The following is a 22669-nucleotide window of genomic DNA, read 5'->3' as shown; positions in this document are numbered from 1 at the left end:
AAGCTTTTTATTATAACTGGTTAGAATTTCAGACAGTTAGGCTCAATAGCCCAGAATAATATGTGCCACTAAAGGTGCAAAAATCACGTACATAATCCCGGTTACGCCAATCGCTAAAGCTCCCATGGCGCCTTGAACTTTTCCTAGTTCAATAGCAGTTCCTGTACCAACGGCATGTCCAGTGCCGCCGAGCACCACACCTTGGGCCACAGGGTCTTTAATTTTAAAAAGTTTCATCAATGGCACGCCAAGGACACTGGTCAAGATTCCGGTAGCCACGACCACGACAACCGTAATCGTTGTCACACCTTGCATTTTTTCTGTGATACCAATAGCCATCGCAGTAGTTACAGATTTTGGGAAAAGGGACAATGAAGCTAATTTTGATAAACCGAAAAATTTTAACAATAAGGCCGTAATAACTGTATTAATAAGAGCAGCAGCAGCGATACTGATTAAAATTGATCTTGCATGATGCTTCATGAGCTGGAAGGTTTTATACAAAGGAATACCTAAGGCAACAGTTGAAGGACCAATCAAGTCGTTTAATATCGCGCCTCCTTTGTAATAATTCTCATAAGGTATTTTAGCTACAACCAAAATCAAAATAATAACGAGGGTTGCAAAAAGTAAGGGATTCGTCCAAGGCTTACGTATATTTTCATTGATACGTACACCAATAATAAATATTAAAATAGTAAGTGTTAGACCAAACAGCGGGCTAGAAGTAATGGCATCCATCAGTTTACCTCTCTTTTATTTTTTAACAATTCTGGTTCGAGGTAATCTCCTTCATATTTGACTTTAATAAATTGAACCAAATGACCTAAAACAAAGACATTCACAATAAGAGCAAGAAGAACAATCAAAGCTATTTGCCACCAAAAATCGGAAATCAAGGACCATTTGGCCATGATTCCCACACCAGCAGGTAAAAATAAAATCGTCATGTTATTGATTAAGAAACTCCCAACCTCATCTACATCAGTGAATTTTAAAACTTTAAATTGCAACGCAAGGAATAAAAAAATCATTCCTAAAATACTCCCGGGAACAGGAAGATGCAAACTGTTTGACAGCGTATCTCCTACGAAAGAAAAACCAAAAATAATAAGTAACTGAAAATAAATTTTCATAAACATCTCCTATAAATTACACTCTTTTTATCATAGCCCTTTAATGCTAGATTTTCAAGAATTTTCAAAGAAATTTTATGTGCGAGTTAGGAAGTTTAAACGGTACACCCTGCGTAATCATGCCTCTTGACAAACCGCAAAAATGTGCTATAATAGTCTTAAATAAAAAACTACTAGAAAGGAGCGTTCGTGAGGACGCTCCTTCTGTGTTGTTTTCTGAAAGGAGAAGAGATGTCAGAAACACTTGTAAAAACAGTAGAAGATTTCATCTTGCCTCACCTACCAGAAGAGTTTAAATTGATTGATGTTGAGTGGGAAAAACTTGGCGGAGATATGGTTTTGCGACTTTTGGTGGATAAGGCAGATGGCATTACGATTCAAGACACAGCCGATTTAAGTGAAATTCTTTCACCTTTGCTAGACACAATTTCGCCAGATCCATTTCCAACCGAAGGTTATATGCTTGAAGTTGCAAGCCCTGGTGCAGAACGTCCGCTTAAAAAAGCTGAACATTTTCAAAGTGCCATTGGTGAGTACATTCTTGTAAAACTTTATCAAAAAATTGAAGGCGAAAAAGAATTTGTTGGAGATTTGGTGAAGTTTGAGGACAACACCTTAACTGTAGAATATATGGATAAAGCCCGTAAGAAAACAGTTGAAATTCCAGCAGATAAGATTTCAAAAGCAACAACTTTAGTGAAGTTGTAAGAAATTCTAAATGCTCTGAGAGTAAGTCTCTCAACCGAAATAATAAAAAGAAAATATTTTCCAAAAAACTCAAGAAAGAGGAAAAAACAAAATGAGCAAGGAAATGCTTAACGCCTTTACAATGCTAGAAGAAGAAAAAGGCATTAAACAAGAGATTGTTATCGAAGCAATTGAGCAAGCAATCACAGCTGCTTACAAGCGCCAATATGGTCAAGCACAAAATGTGAAAGTTATTTTCGATGAGAAAAAAGGAAACTTCAATGTTTACTCAACACGTGAAATTGTGGATGAAGTCTTTGATAGCCGTCTTGAAATCTCACTTGAAGATGCCCAAGAATTAAACCCGCATTATGAAATTGGCGACAAAATCATGTTTGAAGAAAAACCAAAAGATTTTGCACGTACAGCGGCGGGAGCAGCTAAACAAGTTATCATGCAAAAAATGCGTGAAGAAGAACGTACAATCATTTACAATGAATACAGCCGTTATAAAGATGAAATCATCATGGGTACCGTTGAAAAAGTTGATGCGCGTGCAGTTTACGTTAACTTGGGCCGTGTGGATGCACTTTTGACAGCCAAAGACCGTATCAGTCAAGAAAATTATCACGTTGGTGACAAAGTGAAAGTTTATGTGACTGACGTACTTTTGACACCAAAAGGGACACGTGTCTTCATCAGCCGTACAGCGCCAGATATGCTTAAACGTATGTTTGAAAAAGAAATCCCTGAAGTTTACGATGGAACAGTAGAAATCAAATCTGTTGCGCGTGATGCAGGTGATCGTGCGAAAGTCATTGTCGAAAGTCATGATGAAAACGTCGATGCTATCGGTACAATGGTTGGTGCAAAAGGTGCACGTATTCAAGGTATTATCCGTGAGCTTGCTGGTGAAAAGATGGATATCATCGAATATAATGCCGACAAAGCAACCTTGATTGCCAACGCACTTAAACCAGCTCGTATCGAGCAAGTGGCTATCCGTGAAGACGGTTCAGCAATTGCAGTCGTTGCTCAAGATCAATTATCCTTAGCAATCGGTAAACGTGGACAAAATGTACGTCTTGCTGCACACGTTACAAACTGTAAGATTGATATCAAGTCCGAAGAAGATTTCCAAAAGGAAATGGCGGAGCTTGATGCACTTGTTGAAGAAGTAGATGAAATTGTAGAAGAAGTTGCTGAAACTGTTTCAGAAGAAGCAACAACTGAAGAATAGGCCTATGAAACAAAAAAAGACTCCCATGAGAAAGTCTGTAGTTTCTGGTGAGCAAATCGCTAAACGTGATCTTTTACGTATTGCTTTTAACAAAGAGGGGCAAATCTCCATTGACCCGACAGGTAAGGCACATGGCCGTGGTGCTTATATTGCCTTATCAAATGAAGAAGCACAGCTCGCTAAGAAGAGACATGTCTTTGATCGTACTTTCAGTACAAAAATCTCAGACGAATTTTATGACGAACTGATCAGTTATGTTGAACACCAAGTTGCACGCCGTGAATTAGCAGAAGCTACTTATTCGGCAGACTTGGCACCGGACTAAGACTAATATGAATAATACAAAAAAAGTATTGAATTTACTCGGTCTTGCTAAACGTGCAGGAAAAGTCATCACAGGGGAAGAACTTGTGGTTAAAGCCATTCAAAATGGCAAAGCCAGTTTAGTTTTTGTTGCCCATGATGCGTCAGAGAATTTGATCAAAAAAATCACCGATAAATCGAGTTACTATGAGGTAAGCGTCTTACAAACGTTCTCAGTAAATGAACTTTCAGTAGCAATTGGTGCTAATCGAAAAGTGTTAGCCATTGCTGATGATGGATTTGCAAAGAAAATGGAGAGCCTTATGACTAACTAAAAAATAAGGAGGACAACATTGTCTGATAAAAAACGAATTAATCAAATCGCAAAAGAAACAGGATTGAAAAATGCTGATCTTGTGTCAGCTGCACAAGAATTGGGCTTGGCTGTTAAAGCTCACTCAAGTTCAGTCACAGATGCTGAAGCAGAAAAAATCATTGCACGTGTGAAATCAGGAACTACTGCAACAGAAAAAACAGCTGCTCCAGCAAAAGATACCCAGTCAAAAGCGAAAACATCAAAGAAAAAAGATGACGCGCCACGCACCTTTGCAGGAAAAGCAGTGGTTGAAGATCCTGCCATCTTGGCACGTATTAAAGCTAAAGAAGAAGCAGAAAAAGCCGCAAAGGTTGAAGCTGAAGTAAAGGCTGAACCAAAAGTGGAAGAAGTTAAAACAGTAAAACAAGAAAAAACAGCGCCAAAAGTAGAGAAGAAATCAGAAGCTCCAGCTCCAGCAGCGAAAAAGCAAGAAGAAAAAACTACTGAGCCAGTGAAAGAAGAACCTAAAAAAGCATTGGATAAAAAACCAAGGATTCAAATCAAAGTCGTAAAACGCGCAGAAGATATCAAAAAAGAAGCAGCGAAAAAAGATGCTGCTCGTCAAGAACGTCGTCAAAATGATCGCCGTAACAATGACAATCGTCGCGGTGGACAAGGTCGCAATCAAAATGACAATCGTCGCAATAATGATAACCAAAATCGTGGCGGCAATAAATTTGAGAGTAAACCCTCAACAGAAGTATTTACAGCACCTGCTACTTCCGGTAAAAACAATAACCGCCGTGATCGTGACCGCAAGAAAAACGAACACGACAAATCTTCAGATGGTCGTCGCCCAGGCGGACCATTGCGTGTAAATGATAACCGTAATCAAGTACGTAATGCACGTAACTCAAACTGGAATCAAAAAGGTCGCCGTGGAGGTAAAAACCAACAATCTGCCGCACCAGTATCTACTCGTAAATATCATGAATTACCAGAATCAGTGGAATATGCTGAAGGCATGAACGTTCAAGATATTGCAAAAGCAATCAAACGTGAACCAGCTGAGATCATCAAAAAACTTTTCATGATGGGAACAATGGTTAATCAAAACCAATCTCTTGATGAAGATACTTTGGAATTAATCCTTATGGATTATGGTATTACTCCAGTTAAAAAAGTGGAAGAAGACCAATCTGATATTGAACGTCTTTTCGTTGAAGAAGGTTACCTTAACGAAGAAAACATGGTAGAACGTCCAGCTGTTGTTACAATCATGGGTCACGTTGACCATGGTAAAACAACCTTGCTTGACCGTTTCCGTGAATCTCGTGTCACTGAAGGTGAAGCTGGTGGTATCACACAACATATCGGTGCTTATCAAATCAAAACTGGAGATAAGAAAATCACTTTCTTGGACACACCAGGGCACGAAGCATTCACAAGCATGCGTGCACGTGGTGCCTCAGTAACCGATATTACAATCTTGGTTGTTGCCGCTGATGATGGTGTTATGCCACAAACGATTGAAGCTATCAATCACTCAAAAGCTGCTGGTGTACCAATCATCGTTGCCATTAACAAAATTGATAAACCAGGTGCAAACCCACAGCGTGTAATTCAAGAATTAGCTGAACACGGTGTTATGTCACAAGCTTGGGGCGGTGAATCTGAATTTGTTGAAATCTCAGCTAAATTCAATCAAAATCTTGATGCTCTTTTGGAAACTGTTTTGCTTGTTGCTGAAATGCAAGAACTTAAAGCAGACCCAACTGTCCGTGCTATTGGTACAGTTGTTGAAGCACGTCTTGACCAAGGACGTGGTGCTATTGCCACACTCTTGGTACAACAAGGTACACTTCACGTTCAAGACCCAATCGTTGTTGGTAACACATATGGTCGTGTACGTACGATGACAAATGACTTGGGTCGTCGTATTAAAGAAGCTTTGCCATCAACACCAGTCGAATTGACAGGTCTCTCTGATGTGCCTCAAGCTGGTGATCATTTCGCCGTCTTTGAAGATGAAAAATCTGCACGTGCAGCTGGTGAAGAACGTGCCAAACGTGCCCAATTGATTAAACGTCAAAGCACTCGCCGTGTAAGTCTTGATAACCTCTTTGATACACTTAAAGAAGGTCAAGTTAAAACAGTTAACATCATCATCAAGGCTGATGTACAAGGTACAGCTGAAGCGATGGCTGCTTCCTTACAAAAAATTGATGTTGAAGGTGTAAAAGTTGATATCGTTCACGCGGCAGTTGGTGCGATTAGTGAATCAGACGTTTCATTAGCAGCAGCTTCAAATGCGATTATTATCGGTTTCAATGTTCGTCCAACGGGACTTGCACGTGAGCAAGCGGAACATGAAGATGTAGATATTCGTCTTCACAGCATCATCTATAAAGTTATTGAAGAAATCGAAACAGCCATGCGTGGTATGCTGGATCCAGAATACAAAGAAGAAATTATCGGTGAAGCGATTGTCCGTGAAACATTCAACGTTTCTAAAGTTGGTACAATTGCCGGATTTATGGTTATCCGTGGTAAAGTTCAACGTGATGCCAGCGTTCGAGTTATTCGTGACGGTGTAGTTATCCATGATGGAGCTATCGCTAGCTTGAAACATTACAAAGATGATGTTAAAGAAGTCGGTAATGCCCAAGAAGGTGGTTTGATGGTAGAAAACTACAACGACATTCTTGTTGACGATACATTTGAAGTTTATAAAATGGTTGAAATCAAGCGTTAAAATTTAAAATGTTTGAGGAAAAAATAAAAAAGGAGAATGATTATGGGCACTTCCTTCCGCAGTGACCGTGTGGCTGTCGAAATCCAACGTGAAATCAATGATATTTTGCGTCATAAGATTCGAGATCCCCGCGTTCAAGATGTGAATATTACAGATGTTCAAGTGACAGGTGATTTGAGTCAAGCAACAGTTTATTACAGCTTGCTGTCTAACCTTGCCAGTGACAATGAAAAAGCTAAAAAAGGTCTGGAAAAAGCTACAGGTCTTGTTAAACGTGAGTTAGCACAACGTATGACCATGTATCGTATCCCGGATTTGAAGTTTGCCAAAGATGAATCTGTCGAATATGGTTCAAAAATCGATGAACTTCTCCGTAATTTGGATAAACCAGAATATTAATAAAAAAAATAAGCACTCATCATTGAGGCTTATTTTTTTATATATAGTCTGCAAAAATGAGGGGACTGTGCTATAATACTCATGGCAAAATGCTAAAAGTCACACTTGTATGTGCAAAGCAGGTTATTGTGTTAAAATCTAAATAAAAAGTATAATGAGGAAAAATATTATGGCAGAAAAAGAACATACTGGCATGGGATCCGTGATCGCAGCCCTTGGTGCCAATGTACTAGTGGCAATAAGTAAGTTTGTAGGTTATGCCTTAAGTGGTAGTGCGGCAATGCTCAACGAAAGTATACACAGTTTAGTTGACTGTGCAAATCAAGTTTTGTTGCTTTTTGGTGATAAGCGTGCCAAAAGAGCACAAAGCCAGGTCCATCCTTTTGGAGAAGCGCGTGCAAAATACTTTTTTAGCATGTTGGTCGCTACTTTCCTGTTTTTTGGTGGTGGCGTTATTGGTGTAATGGAGGCTTATGACAAGCTGGTCCACCCTGCTCATGAGGTCAATAATCCTTTGCTTCTGATTGCTATCTTACTCTTTGGCATGATTATAGAGGGCAGTTCACTTCGCGTTGCTTTTAAAGAAATTAAAGAGCTCAATACCGAAAAATTACCCTTGTTTAGATTTTTGCATGAGAGTCGACACAGTGAGATTTTAGTTATCTTTGCGGAGGATTTCTGTGCCATTATTGGTTTAATGTTAGCCCTTGGAGGAACAGTCCTCACTTTTCTTACAGGAAACCCCATGTATGATGCTCTGTCCGGAATCTTGATTGGTTTATTGCTCATGGCAGCAGCAGTCTTTTTGGTGCGAGAGTTCTATAGTTTAATTGTTGGTGAAAGTGTCACTGCTTCAGATTTAGAAAAAATAACACGTAGCTTTATTCGTGAAACAGTTAAACAGTTGATTGATATCAAGACAATCCACATCGGTCCAACTGAGATTCTAATTGCGGCAAAGATTGATATTCCAGCAGAGTATGAAGCACAAAGCTATGAAATTATTAATGCAATCGAAAAAGATATTCGAAAAGCACTGCCGGACAAAAAGTCTTACATATATATCGAAGTCGATGAATTTGATAATAATTATCAGCATTAAAGCGAGTAATTATCAATAAATTGGAGACTAACGATTGCGTTTTTATAATTTATCTGATATATTATGTTTATGAAACAACACTGGATGGACAAAATTGCAGATAAATTATATATTGATGGTGTTCATCCATTGGTTATCTTGATGGTGTGGGAAATTGCTTTGATTGCAATTTTATTTGTGATTATTGCATTATTTGTTGCTGAAATACCGAATGTTTTATCTCATATAAATTTTAAATACTGACTGTCACTAAAAAGCGATTTTATGAAAAGAAGATTGATACAAGATAAAAGAGCGAATCCTTAGAGGAAGCTTTTTTATTTTATAAAAATACAAAAAGATTGCTTGTGCAGGAAAAATAAACCGCTTTTGTGCTATAATGAACGAAGTATTATTAAACAAATGAGGAGAAAAAATGTCAATAGAACCATTATTTTTAGATTCCGTATTGCAAGAAAAACTCTGGGGTGGTGATCACCTTAAATCTTTTGGCTATGAATTACCATCTGATAAAATCGGTGAATACTGGGCAATTTCAGCTCATCCACATGGTGTTTCAACAATTAAAAATGGAAAATTCGCTGGACAAAAATTAGACAAGGTATTTGACCAACACCGTGAGCTTTTCGGCAATACGAAAGAAGAAGTATTTCCTCTCTTAACAAAAATCTTGGACGCCAATGACTGGCTTTCAGTGCAAGTTCATCCAAATGATGAATACGGCATGAAGCATGAAGGCGAGCTTGGTAAAACAGAATGTTGGTATATCATTTCAGCAGAAGAAGGTTCTGAGATTATTTATGGACATAATGCAAAATCACGTGAAGAACTTGCAGAAATGATTAATTCTGGAGACTGGGATCACTTACTACGCAAAGTTAAAGTCAAAGCAGGTGATTTCTTCCATGTACCTGCAGGAACAATGCATGCAATTGGTGCGGGCATTGTTATTCTGGAAACGCAACAATCAAGCGACACAACTTACCGTGTATATGATTTCGACCGTAAGGATGACCAAGGCAATCTTCGTGAATTACACATACAACAATCAATTGATGTGCTTCACATACCAGGGGATCAAACACCAGAAAATAAAGTCCAAGTTGTTAAAGAAGAAAATACAGACTTAACAACTTTGGTAAAATCAGAGTTCTTTGACGTTTATAAATGGTCAATTCACGGTACACAAGACTTTGAAGCTACAGCAGACTATATGCTCGTGTCTATTCTTGAAGGAAAAGGACAACTTACGGTGGCTGATAAAACGTATGCATTATCGAAAGGCGACCACTTCATCCTCCCTACAGGGATTGAGCAATGGCAACTTTCAGGTAATATGGAAATTATTGCTAGCAATCCAGTAGCACATTAAGCATAAAAAAGCGCCTCCTTAGGGTGTTTTTTTGTTTTAAAATTTATTAGTTTGGTCTTCAAATAAAGTGAGCCAAAAACGGCTCATTAAATTAATAGAATAGTATATAAAATTCAGTTTGACTTAAGATAAGCTTGTTAACCTTTTATTAATCAAATAAAAAGGCCTTTGATGAAAGGAGAGTAAAACTTTAAAAAGGAAACTGCAAATAAAGTGTGCTGGATGAAGTGCTTCAGCGTTAGATCAAGAAAGGGAAAATCTTATGGAGAAGAAATTGAAAAAATTTATAATTATGAGTATCTCAGGTTTAACTTTATTATCGGCATCAATGCCATCAGCCGTTGGTATGGTTCAAGCGAGTAATGTGAATGTAGAGCAAGAACCAGATTCAAAAGCGTTGGAGTTTACCTTGCACGAGTATCTCTTTCTCGAACAGTATCTATCCCATAGAGCTTATGAAAAATAATAAAGAGCGTGCTTATTACGTCTTTATATTTGTGGTGAATTTCTCTGTCTTGCTTTTATTTTCTGAATGGATAACACTTAGAGAGATTTTTCTTCTCTTCTTTGTCTCTATTCTCATACATGCTTTGGCAATCTATCATGCTAAAAAGAGACAAAAACTTAGAGCATTACATCGTGCAAAAAATAAAGAGAAAACACAGAAAAGATTTTAGTAAAAAGGTAATATACAGGGTGAAATGAAGCAAGTGGTATCAAGATAAGGAGCTGGTTTTTGTTTGAGTTTCTTTTTTACTCAAAAAATATAGACTTGTCCAAAAGAGCCAGAAGAAATTTGAAATCGCTCTCTTTTAAGAATATAATCAAATTATAAGAACAATTAGAAAAGAGGGATTGAATATGCGTTATACAAACGGAAATTATGAAGCTTTTGTTCGACCAAGAAAACCACAAGAGGCTGACAAAAAGTCTGCCTATATTGTCGGGGCAGGTCTTGCAGGACTAGCTGCGGCTGTCTTTCTGATCAGAGATGGCCAAGTCCCAGGGAATCGTATTCATATCTTAGAAGAACTTTCTCTTTCAGGTGGTTCTTTAGACGGTTCCTTTATTCCCCATGATGGTTTTGTGATTCGTGGGGGACGCGAAATGGAAAACCATTTTGAGTGTCTTTGGGATCTTTTTCATTCTATTCCAAGTCTGGAAGTAGAAAATGCTTCAGTTTTAGATGAATTTTACTATTTAGATAAGGATGATCCTAACTCTTCTAATTGTCGCATTATTGCGAATCGTGGTGAACGTGTTGCTGATGATGGACAATTTACCTTAAGTCGACAAGCTCAAGATGAAATCGTGAAGCTTTTCATGGCACAGGAAGAAAGTTTGGTAGGCAAAAAAATTGAAGATGTTTTCAGTGAAGAATTTTTTGAATCAAACTTTTGGCTTTACTGGTGCTCAATGTTTGCTTTTGAAAAATGGCACTCAGCGATTGAAATGCGACGCTACATTATGCGATTTATTCATCACATCAAAGGGTTACCAGACTTCACAGCACTAAAATTTACAAAGTATAATCAATACGAATCTTTAGTAAAACCCTTGCTTGCCTTTTTGAAAGACCATGGTGTAATCTTCCAATATGAAGCACAAGTTGAAAATATTGAAGTAGATTTTTCGAACAACAAAAAAGTAGCTAAGAAAATTATATTTGCAGATGGAAAAGTACAAGACTTGACGGAAGATGACCTTGTTTTTGTGACGAATGGTTCAATTACTGAAAGTTCAACACAAGGAAGTCCAACAGAAGCAGCTCCAATTACAAAAGATTTAGGTGGCTCTTGGAAACTATGGAAAAATCTGGCTGCGCAGTCATCCGAATTTGGGAAACCAGAAGTCTTTTATGACAACTTGCCTGATGAAAGTTGGTTTGTATCGGCGACCGTGACTTGGAAGAATCTCAAAATTCAACCTTATTTTGAAAAATTAACCCACCGTGAATTACGTTCAGGTAAAGTTGTGACAGGCGGAATTATCACTATTAAGGATTCAAACTGGCTGATGAGTTTCACTACCCATCGTCAACCTCATTTTAAGGAACAAAAAGATGGTGAAACTGTGACATGGGTTTATGGTCTCTTGTCTAATACACCAGGGAACTATATTAAAAAACCAATTGAGAAATGTACCGGTGAGGAAATAACACAAGAGCTCCTTTATCATTTGGGTATGCCTGAAGCAGAAATAGAGGAATTTGTTAAAGAAAATACTAATACGATTCCAGTTTATATGCCCTTTATTACCTCTTACTTTATGTTACGTGAGCCAGGGGATCGTCCTCAAGTGATTCCGGAAAATTCTGTGAATCTTGCCTTTATTGGGAATTTTGCTGAGACAGAGAGAGATACGGTCTTCACAACCGAGTATTCGGTACGTACCGCGATGGAAGCTGTTTATCAATTTCTAAATGTAGAGCGTGGTGTCCCTGAAGTTTTTGCTTCGGCTTACGACTTGCGCACACTAGCTCGTTCGGTTTATTATCTTTCAGACAAAAAGAAATTGATGGAAATGGATTTGCCTCTTTTGAAAAAAGAATCTTTGAAGTTTGGTTTGAAGAAGATAAAAGGTACCTATCTTGAAGATATCCTTAAAGATGCAGGACTACTTTAAAAGAAGTAAAAGTGTATTTCTGTTTCAGTTTATTTTGACTTGAGCTTCTTTTAAGGAGCAAACAGTATAATACATTTATTCCAATAAAATTTTTTCATAAAACTCCTACTCTTCCATGTCATGTGGAAGAGTTTTTTAATTATTGTTATCACAAACTACACATAAATTGGCATTTATGGCAGAGGATATGGTATAATATATTTTGAAAATTGATAATTAACATTTGGAGAATTACTCAAGAGGCTGAAGAGGTACGCTTGGAAAGTGTATAGGTGGGTAAAACCGCGCATGGGTTCGAATCCCATATTCTCCTTTATAGGTTTTATGCCTCAATTGAATAAATATAAAAAAAGCTTCCTTAAGGAAGCTTTTTTTAATGATCCCTGCCAGGTTCGAACTGGCGATTCAGACTTAGGAGGTCCGGGTTATATCCAATTTAACTAAGGGATCAGAAGACTCCGATATGGAGTCAATGATTAAATCTTATTTTTTATCAGCTTCAAAGACGATTCCTGCACTTTGGCGCATCATATAACTTGTTTCAGAAACATCTTGTGCCAACTGGTGCAAGTCTTTGTAGAGTGAACGAGCAGCAGGAGTTGAAATAGTTTCAATGATTTCAGCAAAGTGGAGAGCTTCATCAAGGAGAGAATGTTTTGGCGGTGTAACCTTGATAACTTCCTTGCTTCCATCAAAACGAATAAATTTTGCAGAGGTTATAGCATTTACACCATCTAAAATCAGGGTACCTTGATCTGTGTAAATTTCACTTGAGAGATAGCTTGTGAGGTTTCCTGCGCATTTGATTGCAACTTTGAAATCACCATAATCCAAGCTTCCAATACCAGAAATATCCACACCACTTGGCAAAACGACTGCATCGTAGCAAGCAGACTGTGGTTTGTCAAACCAATAAACGGCTGCATAGAGGAGATAAACACCTAAATCAGCGAGCAAGCCGCCAGAAAATTTGCTGTTGAATTTATTGGGAAGTTTTCCAGCTAATAGTGCAGGCATTTTTGAAGAGTATTTTGAATAGGTAAAATCAGCCCCAACAACTTTTTTATCTGCTAAGAATAAATTGATGGTCTCAAAGGCTTGTTCATGGATGTTTCGGGCAGCCTCGAAAAAGAGAACGTCATTTTCATCCGCTAACTTGATAATTTCAGCTAATTCTTGTGGATTTGAAAACGCTGGCTTTTCAACGATGATATTGTTACCTGCTAAAATAGCAGCCTTCGCTTGTTTAAAATGGATAGCATTTGGGCTGGCAATATAGATGATATCCAAATCATGCTTGAAAAAATCATCTAAATCATCGTAAAGTTCGATATCGTCAAAGTCTTCTGTAAAAGATACTGCACTCTCAAGATTACGTGAGTAAACAGCCTCAAGACTATATTTTTTGGTGAGATGGGCAGCTTCGACAAAAGATCCACTAATCCACCCAGTACCGATAATTCCAAGTTTAAGCATCATACACCCCTTTTCTTATCAAAAATTTATTAAAACCATTATAGCAAATTTTTTGGTAAAACTCATTTAAAACTAATGCATGAGCTGTGAAAATAAAAGTCACTAAATTTTTTAAGTGATAAAAAAGATTGGTTTGAAATAGTTTTTAGAGCTGAAGCTGGTTCAGTTTTATGATAAAATAGGGAGAATAACATAATATCCCTAAGAAATTGAAGTTATAGTGGATACATAAAATATGGAGAAGTAATTTTGAAAAAACCATTGATTATCGGTGTAACAGGTGGCTCAGCAAGTGGGAAAACCAGCGTGTCTCAAGCAATTTTATCTATGTTTAAAGATGAAAATATTGCTATGATTGAACATGACAGTTACTATAAGGATCAATCACAATTAACATTTGAAGAACGTACAAAGACAAACTACGACCATCCATTGGCTTTTGATACAGACTACCTGATTGCCCAATTAAAAGAGTTGCAAAATGGTCGTGCTGTTGATATCCCAACCTATGATTATGCCAACCATACACGCAGTGAAAAAACTTACCGACAAGAACCTGTAGATGTCTTGATTGTAGAAGGAATCTTAGTTTTAGAAAACGAAAAACTGCGTAACTTAATGGATATTAAGGTGTTCGTGGATACAGATGATGATGTACGCATTTTACGTCGTATCCGTCGCGATATTGAAGAACGTGGACGTACTTTAGATTCTGTTATTACACAATATATGGATGCTGTAAAACCGATGTATCATCAATTTATTGAACCAACGAAACGATATGCGGATGTCATTATTCCAGAAGGCGTTTCAAATACTGTTGGGGTAGATATCTTAACTACGAAGATCGCCAGTATTTTGCATGGAGAGTAAGAAGCAATCGCAAGATTGTTTTTTTTATTCGAAAAAAGAATGTACAGAAGAAACTCTTCTATCCATAATATTAAAAAAACGTTTACATAAGTGGGCATTTTTTGTGACATTGTGATATAATCATTATTGAAATTCTAAAAATAGTAAAAGGAAGTATTATGGAACTCTTTGAATCGCTCAAACAAAAAATTTCTGGCAAAGGCCTACAAATTGTCTTTCCTGAAGGAACAGATGCGCGTGTATTAGGCGCAGCTAACCGTCTGTACGCAGATAAATTGATTACCCCAGTATTTATTGGGAATATCTCTGAAGTAACAGGTACTTTAATCTCACGTGGGATTAATCCAGATGGTTTTCAAATCTACGATCCATTGAACTGTGAACGTTTTGAGAAAATGGTCGAAATTTTTGTTGAACGTCGTAAAGGTAAAGTAACAGAAGAGCAAGCGCGCGAAATCCTTAAAGATTCAAACTATTTTGGAACAATGCTTGTACATATGGGTATCGCTGATGGTATGGTTTCAGGTGCAGTTCATTCAACTGCGGACACTGTCCGTCCTGCCCTACAAATTATTAAAACTAAACCAGGTGTGAAATCCGTATCAGGTGCATTCATTATGGTTCGTGGCCGTGACGATAATGAAAAGTATATCTTTGCCGATTGTGCGATTAACATTGATCCAGATGCAAATACCTTGGCGGATATCGCTGTGGCTTCAGCGGAAACAGCAGAACTCTTTGATATTGATCCAAAAGTTGCAATGCTATCTTTCTCAACTAAAGGTTCAGGTAAATCAGATGATGTGACTAAAGTCGTTGAAGCAACAGCATTGGTCAAAGAAGAACATCCAGAGCTTGATATCGATGGCGAACTTCAATTTGATGCAGCGTTCTCTCCAGCAGTTGCCCGTCAAAAATCACCAGATAGCCCAGTGGCAGGACGTTCAAATGTATTTATCTTCCCAGATATCCAATCTGGTAATATTGGCTACAAAATTGCTCAACGTCTAGGAAACTTTGAAGCAATTGGTCCAATCTTGCAAGGTTTGAACGCACCAATCTCTGACCTTTCTCGTGGAAGTAACGAAGAAGATGTTTATAAACTTGCTATTATTACAGCTGCTCAAGCACTTAAATAATATAGGAGTTTAAAAAATCATGACAAAATGTTATGGTTTTTTATTATCGTTGAGTGTTTTTTATGTGTAGCGTTCATGCTACCTACAGACAGATTGGAATGATGGACGAAAACTTTAAAATTTTTTTGAGAGCTTTTCTTTCCTTTTTGAATATCTGCACTACTTTAGTGTTAATTTAAGCTTATAGTTATAAAATACAGTCATCAAAACAACGGAGAAAAGATGAAACGAGCGAAAATTTGTGCCTTGATTGGGAGTGTTTTTACAACCCTTATTGCTGTATTAATGATGTTTGCCTTTATTCGATTCATAATTAACTGGGAAGAAAAAGACCTGGAAATGACTCTGACCATTGCAGGGCATAGTGGCCTTTTTCTATTGAAACTTTTTGCTTTAGTGTTTGTCATTGTTATGTCAATCATGATTGTAAATTGGGTCTCCTTTATTCGGATGGATCGACCAACAGGTGGAATATGGCAACTTTATCAGTTAGTTATTGGAAGTTTCTATATTTTAATTTCAATGCTAAATTTATACGTGATGGTAGTGGCTCTACCATTAGGGCTCTGTTTCGTTCTAGCCTTTATATTAGCGCGTATGGATAGTGTGTAAAAGAGTTTGCCTGTGCAAGCTCTTTTCTTTGTAGTCTACACCAAAAAGGCACAAAAATTTGGTATAATAACTAAGTTAATAATAAAATTTAGGAGGAATTTTTATGTTTGAGCTTCAAAATAAGCTTAAAAATGAATTTGGTATAAAATTTGCTGATGAAGAATTGTTAAAAATAGCTTTTACTCACTCGAGCTACACGAATGAAGAACGCCTCCCAAAGGTTGCAAACAATGAACGTTTGGAGTTTTTGGGAGACGTCGCTCTGTCTTTAATCATCTCAGAATATCTTTATCGTACTTATCCAGATAAACTTGAAGGTGAATTATCGAAGATGCGTTCTAGCATTGTCCGCACAGAATCTTTGGCTAATTTTTCGCGTCAGTGTGAGTTTGGACGTTTTCTACGTTTAGGTAATGGTGAGGAAAAAACAGGCGGACGTAATCGTGATACCAACCTAGAAAATCTCTTTGAAGCTTTTCTAGGTGCTCTTTTCTTAGATGCAGGTATGGAAGAAGTTCGTCGATTTATAAATCGAGTGGTTATTCCGCATGTAAAAGCTGACGATTATTTTAAAGTCATTGATTATAAAACAAACCTGCAAGAGGTTCTGCAAGTTGATGGTGAGACGATCATCGAATATAAAATTTTAGAAGAAACAGGCCCAGCACACGCGCGTGAATTCGTCGCTGCAGTTTATAATAATGGAAAAGAGCTTGGACGTGGGCGAGGTAAATCAAAGAAAGTTGCTGAACAAAAAGCAGCGGAAAATGCAATAAAAGGTCAGATTCATGTATCTTAAAAAAATGGAAATTGTCGGTTTTAAGTCTTTTGCTGACCGCACGAAAATTGAATTTGACCAAGGCGTTACAGCTGTTGTTGGACCCAATGGTTCCGGTAAGTCAAATATAGTTGAAGCACTACGCTGGGCTTTAGGAGAGCAATCAGCTAAGTCACTTCGTGGCGGGAAAATGCCGGATGTTATTTTTTCAGGTACAGCAAAGCGTAAGGCACTAAACTATACTGAAGTTATTGTAACTTTTGATAATGCAGACCAGTATCTTACAGGTTATGAAGAAGACGTGGAAGTAACTATTACACGTCGTCTATATCGCAATGGTGATTCGGAATTTTTGATTAATGGGCGTAAGTGCCGCTTGAAAGATATTCATGAACTTTTTACAGATACAGGGTTGGGGCGTGATTCTCTTTCGATTATTTCCCAAGGACGTATCGAATCAGTCTTTAATTCGAAAGCAGAAGAACGTCGAGCAATTTTTGAAGAAGCAGCTGGTGTTTTGAAGTACAAGACACGGCGTGCTGAAACAGAGAGCAAACTACAGACCACACAAGATAATCTCGATCGTCTCGAAGATATTATCTTTGAACTTAATGGTCAATTAACACCATTGCGTGCCCAACGTGATGTTGCTTTGCGTTTTCAAGATTTAGAGGCACAACGCTCTGAGCTTGCTCTTTCTGTTTTGGTGGCTCAACTTCTTGAGGAGAAGGAAAAGTATGAACAAGCGAAAGATGACTTAAATGCAGTAGAAACTGAGCTTAGTACTTTAAAAAGTCAACAAGAAAGCTACGAAGAGCAGCTAACTAATCTTAAAAAAGCGCGTTTGAAAGTAGAACAAGAGCAAGAGAAAGTCCAACAAGACAGCTTGTCCTTAACAGAACTTAAGTCTGATTTACAACATAAAATAGAAGTTTTCGATCTGCAAAAGTCCTCTTCTCAAAAATCAGCTGCAGAACGTCAAGAGCGTATTGAAGAACTTGATGTTAAATTACAGGAAGTTTCGCAACAGAAAGAAACTTCAGAAAAGAAAAAAGCGGAACTCAAAGATAAAGAGAAGGCAGCCCAAGAACAACTTGAGCAGTTAGAAAAAGAATTGGAACGTTTTGCTGAAAGTCCAGAAACTTTAGCAGAGCGACTTCGCGAAGACTATTTGCAATTGGTGCAACAAGAGGCAGAGTTTTCTAATCAATTAACTAAAAATAAGGCTGAATATGAAAATATTTCACGTCGCCTAGTGGAATCTGATGAAAACGCAAAAGAAAACACAGAAAAGTTTCAAACGATTTCTGCTGATCTTACAAAAGCAAAAACTGCTTTAGGCGCGCTCACTCAAACTGCTCAAAAACTTGAAAAGGAACTACAAGAAAAGAGCGCGACAGAAGCAAAATATGTTGAAGCAGAGCGTCAAGGTCAAAATGTGATGTACGATCAGATGCAACAGCTTAGCAAGTACAAGGCCAATCTTGCAAGCATGGAAAATATTCGGGACAGTCACAGTAATCTGTATCAGGGTGTACGGGCTGTTATGACACAAAGTGCTGCACTTGGTGGTGTTATTGGCGTTGTTGCCGATCTTTTAACTTTTGATAAAAAATACACCACAGCTATTGATATTGCTTTAGGTGGTGGCAGTCAAAATATTGTGGTAGAAGATGAAAACTCAGCCAAAAAAGCTATCGCTTATTTAAGAGAAAAACGCTTGGGTCGTGCAACATTTCTCCCGCTTACAACAATAAAGCCTCGGGAGTTTCGAAATTACGAACGTCTAGTGACAATGGAGGGGTTCATTGACACTGCTTTAAATTTGGTTAATTTTGAACCACGATTGCAAAGAGCAATGTCAAGTTTGTTAGCAACTACCGCCATTGTTGATACAGCTGAACATGCAAGTCAAATAGCACGTACAATGAACTACACTATTCGTATCGTTACCTTGGATGGTACGCAGATTAATCCGGGTGGTTCTTACTCTGGTGGTGCAGCAAAACGTAACAATACAACTTTTACCAGCACAGAAATTGATCATCTGACTGAAGTTATCGCTTTAGCAGAAAGTAAGTTAAAAGCAGTCGAAGACAAATTACAAAAACAACAGCTTTCACGTCAAACTTTGAGTGGTCAACTTGAAGCTTTACGTTCCAATATTCAAGAAAAACGCCTTGCGGAACAAAGCTTACAGTTGCAGATTAAGCAATTATCAGAACAAAAAGCAAATCTGCAAGATTTGGTTGCGGATACCGAAAATACGGAAGCGCACCAAGCACTGCAAGAATTATCAAAGAATAACGAAATGCTGATACAGCAGCTGTCTAAAATTGCTGAGGACAAACAATCCTTAGATAATCAACTTGAAGAAGTTAAATCTAACAGTCAAAGTTTCAATGCTCTTAAAGAACAAAAAAATAGTGCTTATCATGAAACGAAATTACTCCTGTCCAGTCTAAAAAATGAATTACGTTTTGCTCAAACCGAGCAAGAGCGCTTAAGGCAAGAATATGAAGCTTTAGGTACTGAAAAAGCTAAGTTGCAAGCAATTGGAGAAGCTCAGATCGATGAAGAAAGTCGTAATCTTTATGCTTACCAATTGAAAGAGACTGAGGCTAAACTTCAAGAAGCTAATGTGAAGTTAGTGAGCTTACGCTTTGAGAGGGACGATCTTCAAGCTCAAGCAGAAGAATTAGAAGAACAAAATCGGGACCTATTGGAACAAAATCAAGTGCTAAATAATCAAAAAGCGCGTTTGGAAGTAAGGATTGAACAATCAGAAAAGCTCTTGAAAAATCGTCAAACCACACTCTTTACTGAGTATGAAATGAGTTTCGATGAAGCTAAAATGAAGGCTAAAACCCTTGAAAATCTTTCTGAATCAGAGCAACAGCTCAGTCTTTTAGAACGCCAAATCCGTGCGCTCGGTCCGATTAATTTGGATGCTATCACTCAGTATGAGGAAGTATATCAACGTCACGCATTTTTGAGTGGCCAACGGGATGACCTCTTGGAAGCTAAAAATATGCTACTCGAAACGATTCAAGAGATGAATGAAGAGGTAGAAATCCGCTTTAAGACAACATTTGAACAAATTAGAGAAAGTTTCCAACTAACCTTTTCACAAATGTTTGCCGGAGGAGAAGCTAATCTTGAGTTAACCAGCACTAATCTATTGGAAGCTGGTGTCGAAATCAAAGTACAACCTCCAGGTAAAAAATTAGCCAGCTTGAATCTCATGTCTGGAGGAGAAAAAGCCTTAACTGCTCTGGCATTAATTTTTGCTATTTTACGAGTTAGAACGGTTCCATTTGTGGTCTTGGATGAGGTAGAAGCAGCATTAGATGAAGCGAATGTTAAACGTTTCGGAGATTACATGAATCACTTTGATAACTCCAATCAATTTATTGTTGTCACACATCGTCGTGGGACAATGGCAGCAGCAGGTACCATGTATGGTGTCACAATGGCTGATGCAGGGGTTTCTAAGGTCATTTCTGTACGATTAGAGGATGAAGTTTAAACAGATCAGCCATATGAAGCTTAAGCTTAGCTCAAGGCTCATTTGTTAGAATTATTCCCAATGTAAAAAAAGGAATTTAATCTTGTGCAAATAAAAAATAAATTGAGGTTTACCTTGAAAAAATTACTTAATAGTTTTAATACACGACTAGGTTTAGTATGCTGGTCGACCTTCTTTATTTGGGTCAAAACCATGATTGCTTACTTTTCTGTCTTTAAGGGTTTGAACTCTTCTAATCTTGCAGATTATCTATTGGTTATTGTGAATCCCATAGGCTTTACAGCAATCTTCTTTAGCTTGATACTGTTTATTAAAAGAAAGCAGCTTTTCTATCTAGGTATGCTATTAATGAACTTGATTGGAAATTTGTTAGTCTACGGAAATATCCTTTACTATCGTGAGTTTTCAGACTTTCTTACGCTTAACACCTTAACGGGGGGAGCAGGGATGGTCGGAAAAGGTTTCGATTTAGGTTCAATCGCTATTTCTTGGGTGGACATCGTGTTCTGGATTGACATTATTGTTATTCTTGTGCTTTTTCTTACCAAGAAGATTAAAATGGATGAACGTCGTCCTACGAATATTTTTGCCTTTAAGGTTTTCAGTGCCTCTGTCATGATTTTTGGCTTAAACTTTTGGATGGCGGATCTTACTGAGCATCGTCTAGTTTCACGACAAGCACAATACGATGCCACTTATGTTGTCCGTTATTTGGGCTTAGGCCCATGGTTAGCGACCAATAGCTGGTATACTCATGTGTCCAACGAAACTCGAGCTATGGCTTCTAAAACTGACTTTACAAAAGTTCAAAAATACATTCAAGAAGATCGTTATCTTGCGCCAAATGCCAAGATGTTTGGGATTGCGAAAAACCGTAACGTTATCGTGATTCACCTTGAATCACTGCAACAAGATGTCATTAATATGAAGGTAAACGGTGAAGAAGTTACTCCCTTCTTGAATTCACTTTATAATAATAATCCTTCTGTTTATTCTTTCTCAAATTTCTTTAACCAAGTTGGGCAAGGAAAAACTTCTGATGCAGAAACCATGCTTGAAACTTCAACATTTGGTTTATCATCTGGTTCACTCTTCTCAAGCCTAGGAAGTACACAAACTTTCCAAGCTATGCCAGCCATTCTGCAACAAAAAGAAGGCTATTCAAGTGCGGTTTTCCATGGGAATGTTGGCTCATTTTACAGTCGTAATAACGTTTATCGTAATATGGGTTATCAAAACTTCTTTGACCAATCATTCTATGATCTCACACCAACGAACTCTACTGCTTGGGGCGTTAAAGATAAATATTTCTTTAACGATTCAATTCCATATCTTGAGCAGTTACAGCAACCTTTTTATGCGAAATATTTGACGGTTACAAATCATACGCCTTATACAGGTCTTGAAGATTATGAGATGAATCCAAAACTTTTAGAAGGTGGTTCAGGGAACTCAGTCGTTGACAACTATTTTGTTACCGCTAATTATCTGGATTCATCGGTTAAAGATTTCTTTGATTACTTGAAAAAATCTGGACTTTATGAAAAATCCGTTATTGTTCTTTACGGTGATCACTACGGAATTTCTGGTTCAGATACAAAATACTATGCCCCATTCATTGGTAAAAGTGCAGATAACTGGACAGAGTATGATAATACAATGATGCAACGTACACCGTTCATGATTGATATTCCTGGTCAAACATCTGGACACATCAGTGATGAATTTATCGGTGAAATCGATGTTATGCCAACCTTGGAGCACTTGCTTGGTATTTCAACAAAATATTATATCCAGTTTGGACAAGATGTCTTTGCACCAAAACGCGAACAATTCGTTGCACTTCGAAATCGTGGTTTCGTCACACCAACAATCACCAAATCAAGTGCGACAAGTTCGGTTTACCATGACACAAAGACCGGAGAAGTTCTGAAGTTAACGGAAAGTCAACAGAAGTATGTGGATAGCATCCAAGAAAAAGTTAATAAAATGTTAGACATGTCAGATACCTTCAATACGGAAGATCTCCTTCGTTTCTACACTCCGCCTGAGTTTAAGCCGGTACAGCCGGGTAACTATAGTTACAATGTCACTTCAACAAGGAATCGTTTGAAAGAAGAACAAGATGTCTTGAAAGCTCGTTCCACATCTCTTCTTTCCGAAAACCAAGGAGTATCTACAGTTGATCTCTTTAACGATCCGGTCTTGGCAGCGAAAAAAGCTCAAGAAGAAGCTGAAGCAGCAGCAAAAGCAAAAGATAAAGAAAAAGAAGATGCAAAAAAGGCACCTTCCACCAGCAAAAAAGATGAGAAAGGAAAGTAATATTT

General features: G+C 37.8%; 21 protein-coding genes and 2 tRNA genes. 19 read left to right on the top strand and 4 right to left on the bottom strand.

All coding sequences use genetic code 11. From position 1 onward, the window contains the following. Window positions 1-42: 42 nt before the first annotated feature. Entirely contained in the window at window positions 43-741 is a 699-nt protein-coding gene (locus tag P3G65_RS07590; protein ID WP_004256157.1) for an LrgB family protein, read from the bottom strand. Continuing rightward, entirely contained in the window at window positions 741-1136 is a 396-nt protein-coding gene (locus P3G65_RS07585; protein WP_019291799.1) for a CidA/LrgA family protein, read from the bottom strand. The genes P3G65_RS07590 and P3G65_RS07585 overlap by 1 nt, the downstream gene beginning before the upstream one ends. Before the next feature lie 231 nt (window positions 1137-1367). Between P3G65_RS07585 and rimP the strand changes: the two genes are divergently transcribed. From rimP to P3G65_RS07520, 13 genes are all read left to right on the top strand, one after another. After that, window positions 1368-1844 carry a ribosome maturation factor RimP gene (gene rimP / locus P3G65_RS07580; RefSeq protein WP_004256168.1) on the top strand — a complete coding sequence of 159 codons (477 nt, stop codon included), beginning with the start codon at window positions 1368-1370 and terminating at the stop codon, window positions 1842-1844. 91 nt (window positions 1845-1935) lie between these two features. Next, window positions 1936-3063, top strand: a complete 1128-nt coding sequence (gene nusA / locus P3G65_RS07575; RefSeq protein ID WP_004256172.1) for a transcription termination factor NusA — start codon at window positions 1936-1938, stop codon at window positions 3061-3063. Between the two features lie 4 nt (window positions 3064-3067). Next, window positions 3068-3388, top strand: coding sequence for an RNase P modulator RnpM (gene rnpM / locus P3G65_RS07570; RefSeq protein ID WP_004256176.1), 321 nt, complete (start codon window positions 3068-3070; stop codon window positions 3386-3388). A 7-nt stretch (window positions 3389-3395) separates the two neighbouring features. Next, complete coding sequence (locus P3G65_RS07565) at window positions 3396-3701, top strand: YlxQ-related RNA-binding protein (RefSeq protein WP_004256177.1); 306 nt, start codon at window positions 3396-3398, stop codon at window positions 3699-3701. Between the two features lie 18 nt (window positions 3702-3719). Next, entirely contained in the window at window positions 3720-6437 is a 2718-nt protein-coding gene (gene infB / locus P3G65_RS07560) for a translation initiation factor IF-2 (protein ID WP_004256178.1), read from the top strand. Between the two features lie 42 nt (window positions 6438-6479). Continuing rightward, window positions 6480-6836, top strand: a complete 357-nt coding sequence (gene rbfA / locus P3G65_RS07555; RefSeq protein ID WP_003135548.1) for a 30S ribosome-binding factor RbfA — start codon at window positions 6480-6482, stop codon at window positions 6834-6836. 169 nt (window positions 6837-7005) lie between these two features. Next, window positions 7006-7938 carry a cation diffusion facilitator family transporter gene (locus P3G65_RS07550; protein ID WP_284071149.1) on the top strand — a complete coding sequence of 311 codons (933 nt, stop codon included), beginning with the start codon at window positions 7006-7008 and terminating at the stop codon, window positions 7936-7938. Window positions 7939-8007: 69 nt separating this feature from the next. Continuing rightward, the gene (locus P3G65_RS07545; RefSeq protein WP_153925191.1) at window positions 8008-8181 is read left to right on the top strand and encodes a hypothetical protein; all 174 of its coding nucleotides are present in this window, start codon (window positions 8008-8010) and stop codon (window positions 8179-8181) included. Window positions 8182-8353: 172 nt separating this feature from the next. After that, window positions 8354-9310 carry a mannose-6-phosphate isomerase, class I gene (manA, locus tag P3G65_RS07540; RefSeq protein WP_004256182.1) on the top strand — a complete coding sequence of 319 codons (957 nt, stop codon included), beginning with the start codon at window positions 8354-8356 and terminating at the stop codon, window positions 9308-9310. 274 nt (window positions 9311-9584) lie between these two features. Next, window positions 9585-9776, top strand: coding sequence for a hypothetical protein (locus P3G65_RS07535; protein WP_232621159.1), 192 nt, complete (start codon window positions 9585-9587; stop codon window positions 9774-9776). After that, entirely contained in the window at window positions 9766-9987 is a 222-nt protein-coding gene (locus tag P3G65_RS07530) for a hypothetical protein (protein WP_019291794.1), read from the top strand. Before P3G65_RS07535 ends, P3G65_RS07530 begins: the two co-directional genes overlap by 11 nt. Window positions 9988-10171: 184 nt before the next feature. Next, window positions 10172-11935, top strand: a complete 1764-nt coding sequence (locus P3G65_RS07525) for an oleate hydratase (protein ID WP_004256186.1) — start codon at window positions 10172-10174, stop codon at window positions 11933-11935. A 225-nt stretch (window positions 11936-12160) separates the two neighbouring features. Continuing rightward, window positions 12161-12248, top strand: a tRNA-Ser gene (locus tag P3G65_RS07520). A 64-nt stretch (window positions 12249-12312) separates the two neighbouring features. Here P3G65_RS07520 and P3G65_RS07515 read toward each other — a convergent pair. After that, window positions 12313-12385, bottom strand: a tRNA-Arg gene (locus P3G65_RS07515). 33 nt (window positions 12386-12418) lie between these two features. Next, complete coding sequence (locus P3G65_RS07510) at window positions 12419-13411, bottom strand: Gfo/Idh/MocA family protein (RefSeq protein ID WP_029346236.1); 993 nt, start codon at window positions 13409-13411, stop codon at window positions 12419-12421. Window positions 13412-13660: 249 nt separating this feature from the next. Here P3G65_RS07510 and udk point away from each other — a divergent pair, with 249 nt between their 5' ends. The 6 genes from udk to P3G65_RS07480 all read left to right on the top strand — a co-directional run bounded on the left by udk (window position 13661) and on the right by P3G65_RS07480 (window position 22664). After that, window positions 13661-14284, top strand: a complete 624-nt coding sequence (gene udk, locus P3G65_RS07505; RefSeq protein WP_003135541.1) for a uridine kinase — start codon at window positions 13661-13663, stop codon at window positions 14282-14284. Window positions 14285-14442: 158 nt separating this feature from the next. Beyond that, window positions 14443-15423: a phosphate acetyltransferase gene (pta, locus tag P3G65_RS07500; RefSeq protein WP_284071148.1), complete on the top strand. Its 981-nt coding sequence runs from the start codon at window positions 14443-14445 to the stop codon at window positions 15421-15423. A gap of 222 nt (window positions 15424-15645) precedes the next feature. Next, window positions 15646-16035 (top strand): hypothetical protein, encoded by a 390-nt coding sequence (locus P3G65_RS07495; protein WP_004256197.1) that lies wholly within the window; start codon window positions 15646-15648, stop codon window positions 16033-16035. Between the two features lie 103 nt (window positions 16036-16138). Continuing rightward, window positions 16139-16834, top strand: coding sequence for a ribonuclease III (gene rnc, locus P3G65_RS07490; protein ID WP_004256199.1), 696 nt, complete (start codon window positions 16139-16141; stop codon window positions 16832-16834). Next, window positions 16824-20342, top strand: a complete 3519-nt coding sequence (gene smc, locus P3G65_RS07485) for a chromosome segregation protein SMC (RefSeq protein ID WP_004256202.1) — start codon at window positions 16824-16826, stop codon at window positions 20340-20342. Before rnc ends, smc begins: the two co-directional genes overlap by 11 nt. Before the next feature lie 84 nt (window positions 20343-20426). Then, window positions 20427-22664 carry an LTA synthase family protein gene (locus P3G65_RS07480; RefSeq protein WP_284071147.1) on the top strand — a complete coding sequence of 746 codons (2238 nt, stop codon included), beginning with the start codon at window positions 20427-20429 and terminating at the stop codon, window positions 22662-22664. Window positions 22665-22669: the final 5 nt, after the last annotated feature.

The sequence above is a fragment of the Lactococcus sp. bn62 genome (assembly GCF_029492705.2).
Classification (GTDB): Bacteria; Bacillota; Bacilli; order Lactobacillales; family Streptococcaceae; genus Lactococcus; species Lactococcus petauri.
The sequence above is the reverse complement of the archived record's forward strand: the minus strand, read 5'-3'. Positions and strand labels throughout refer to the sequence as shown.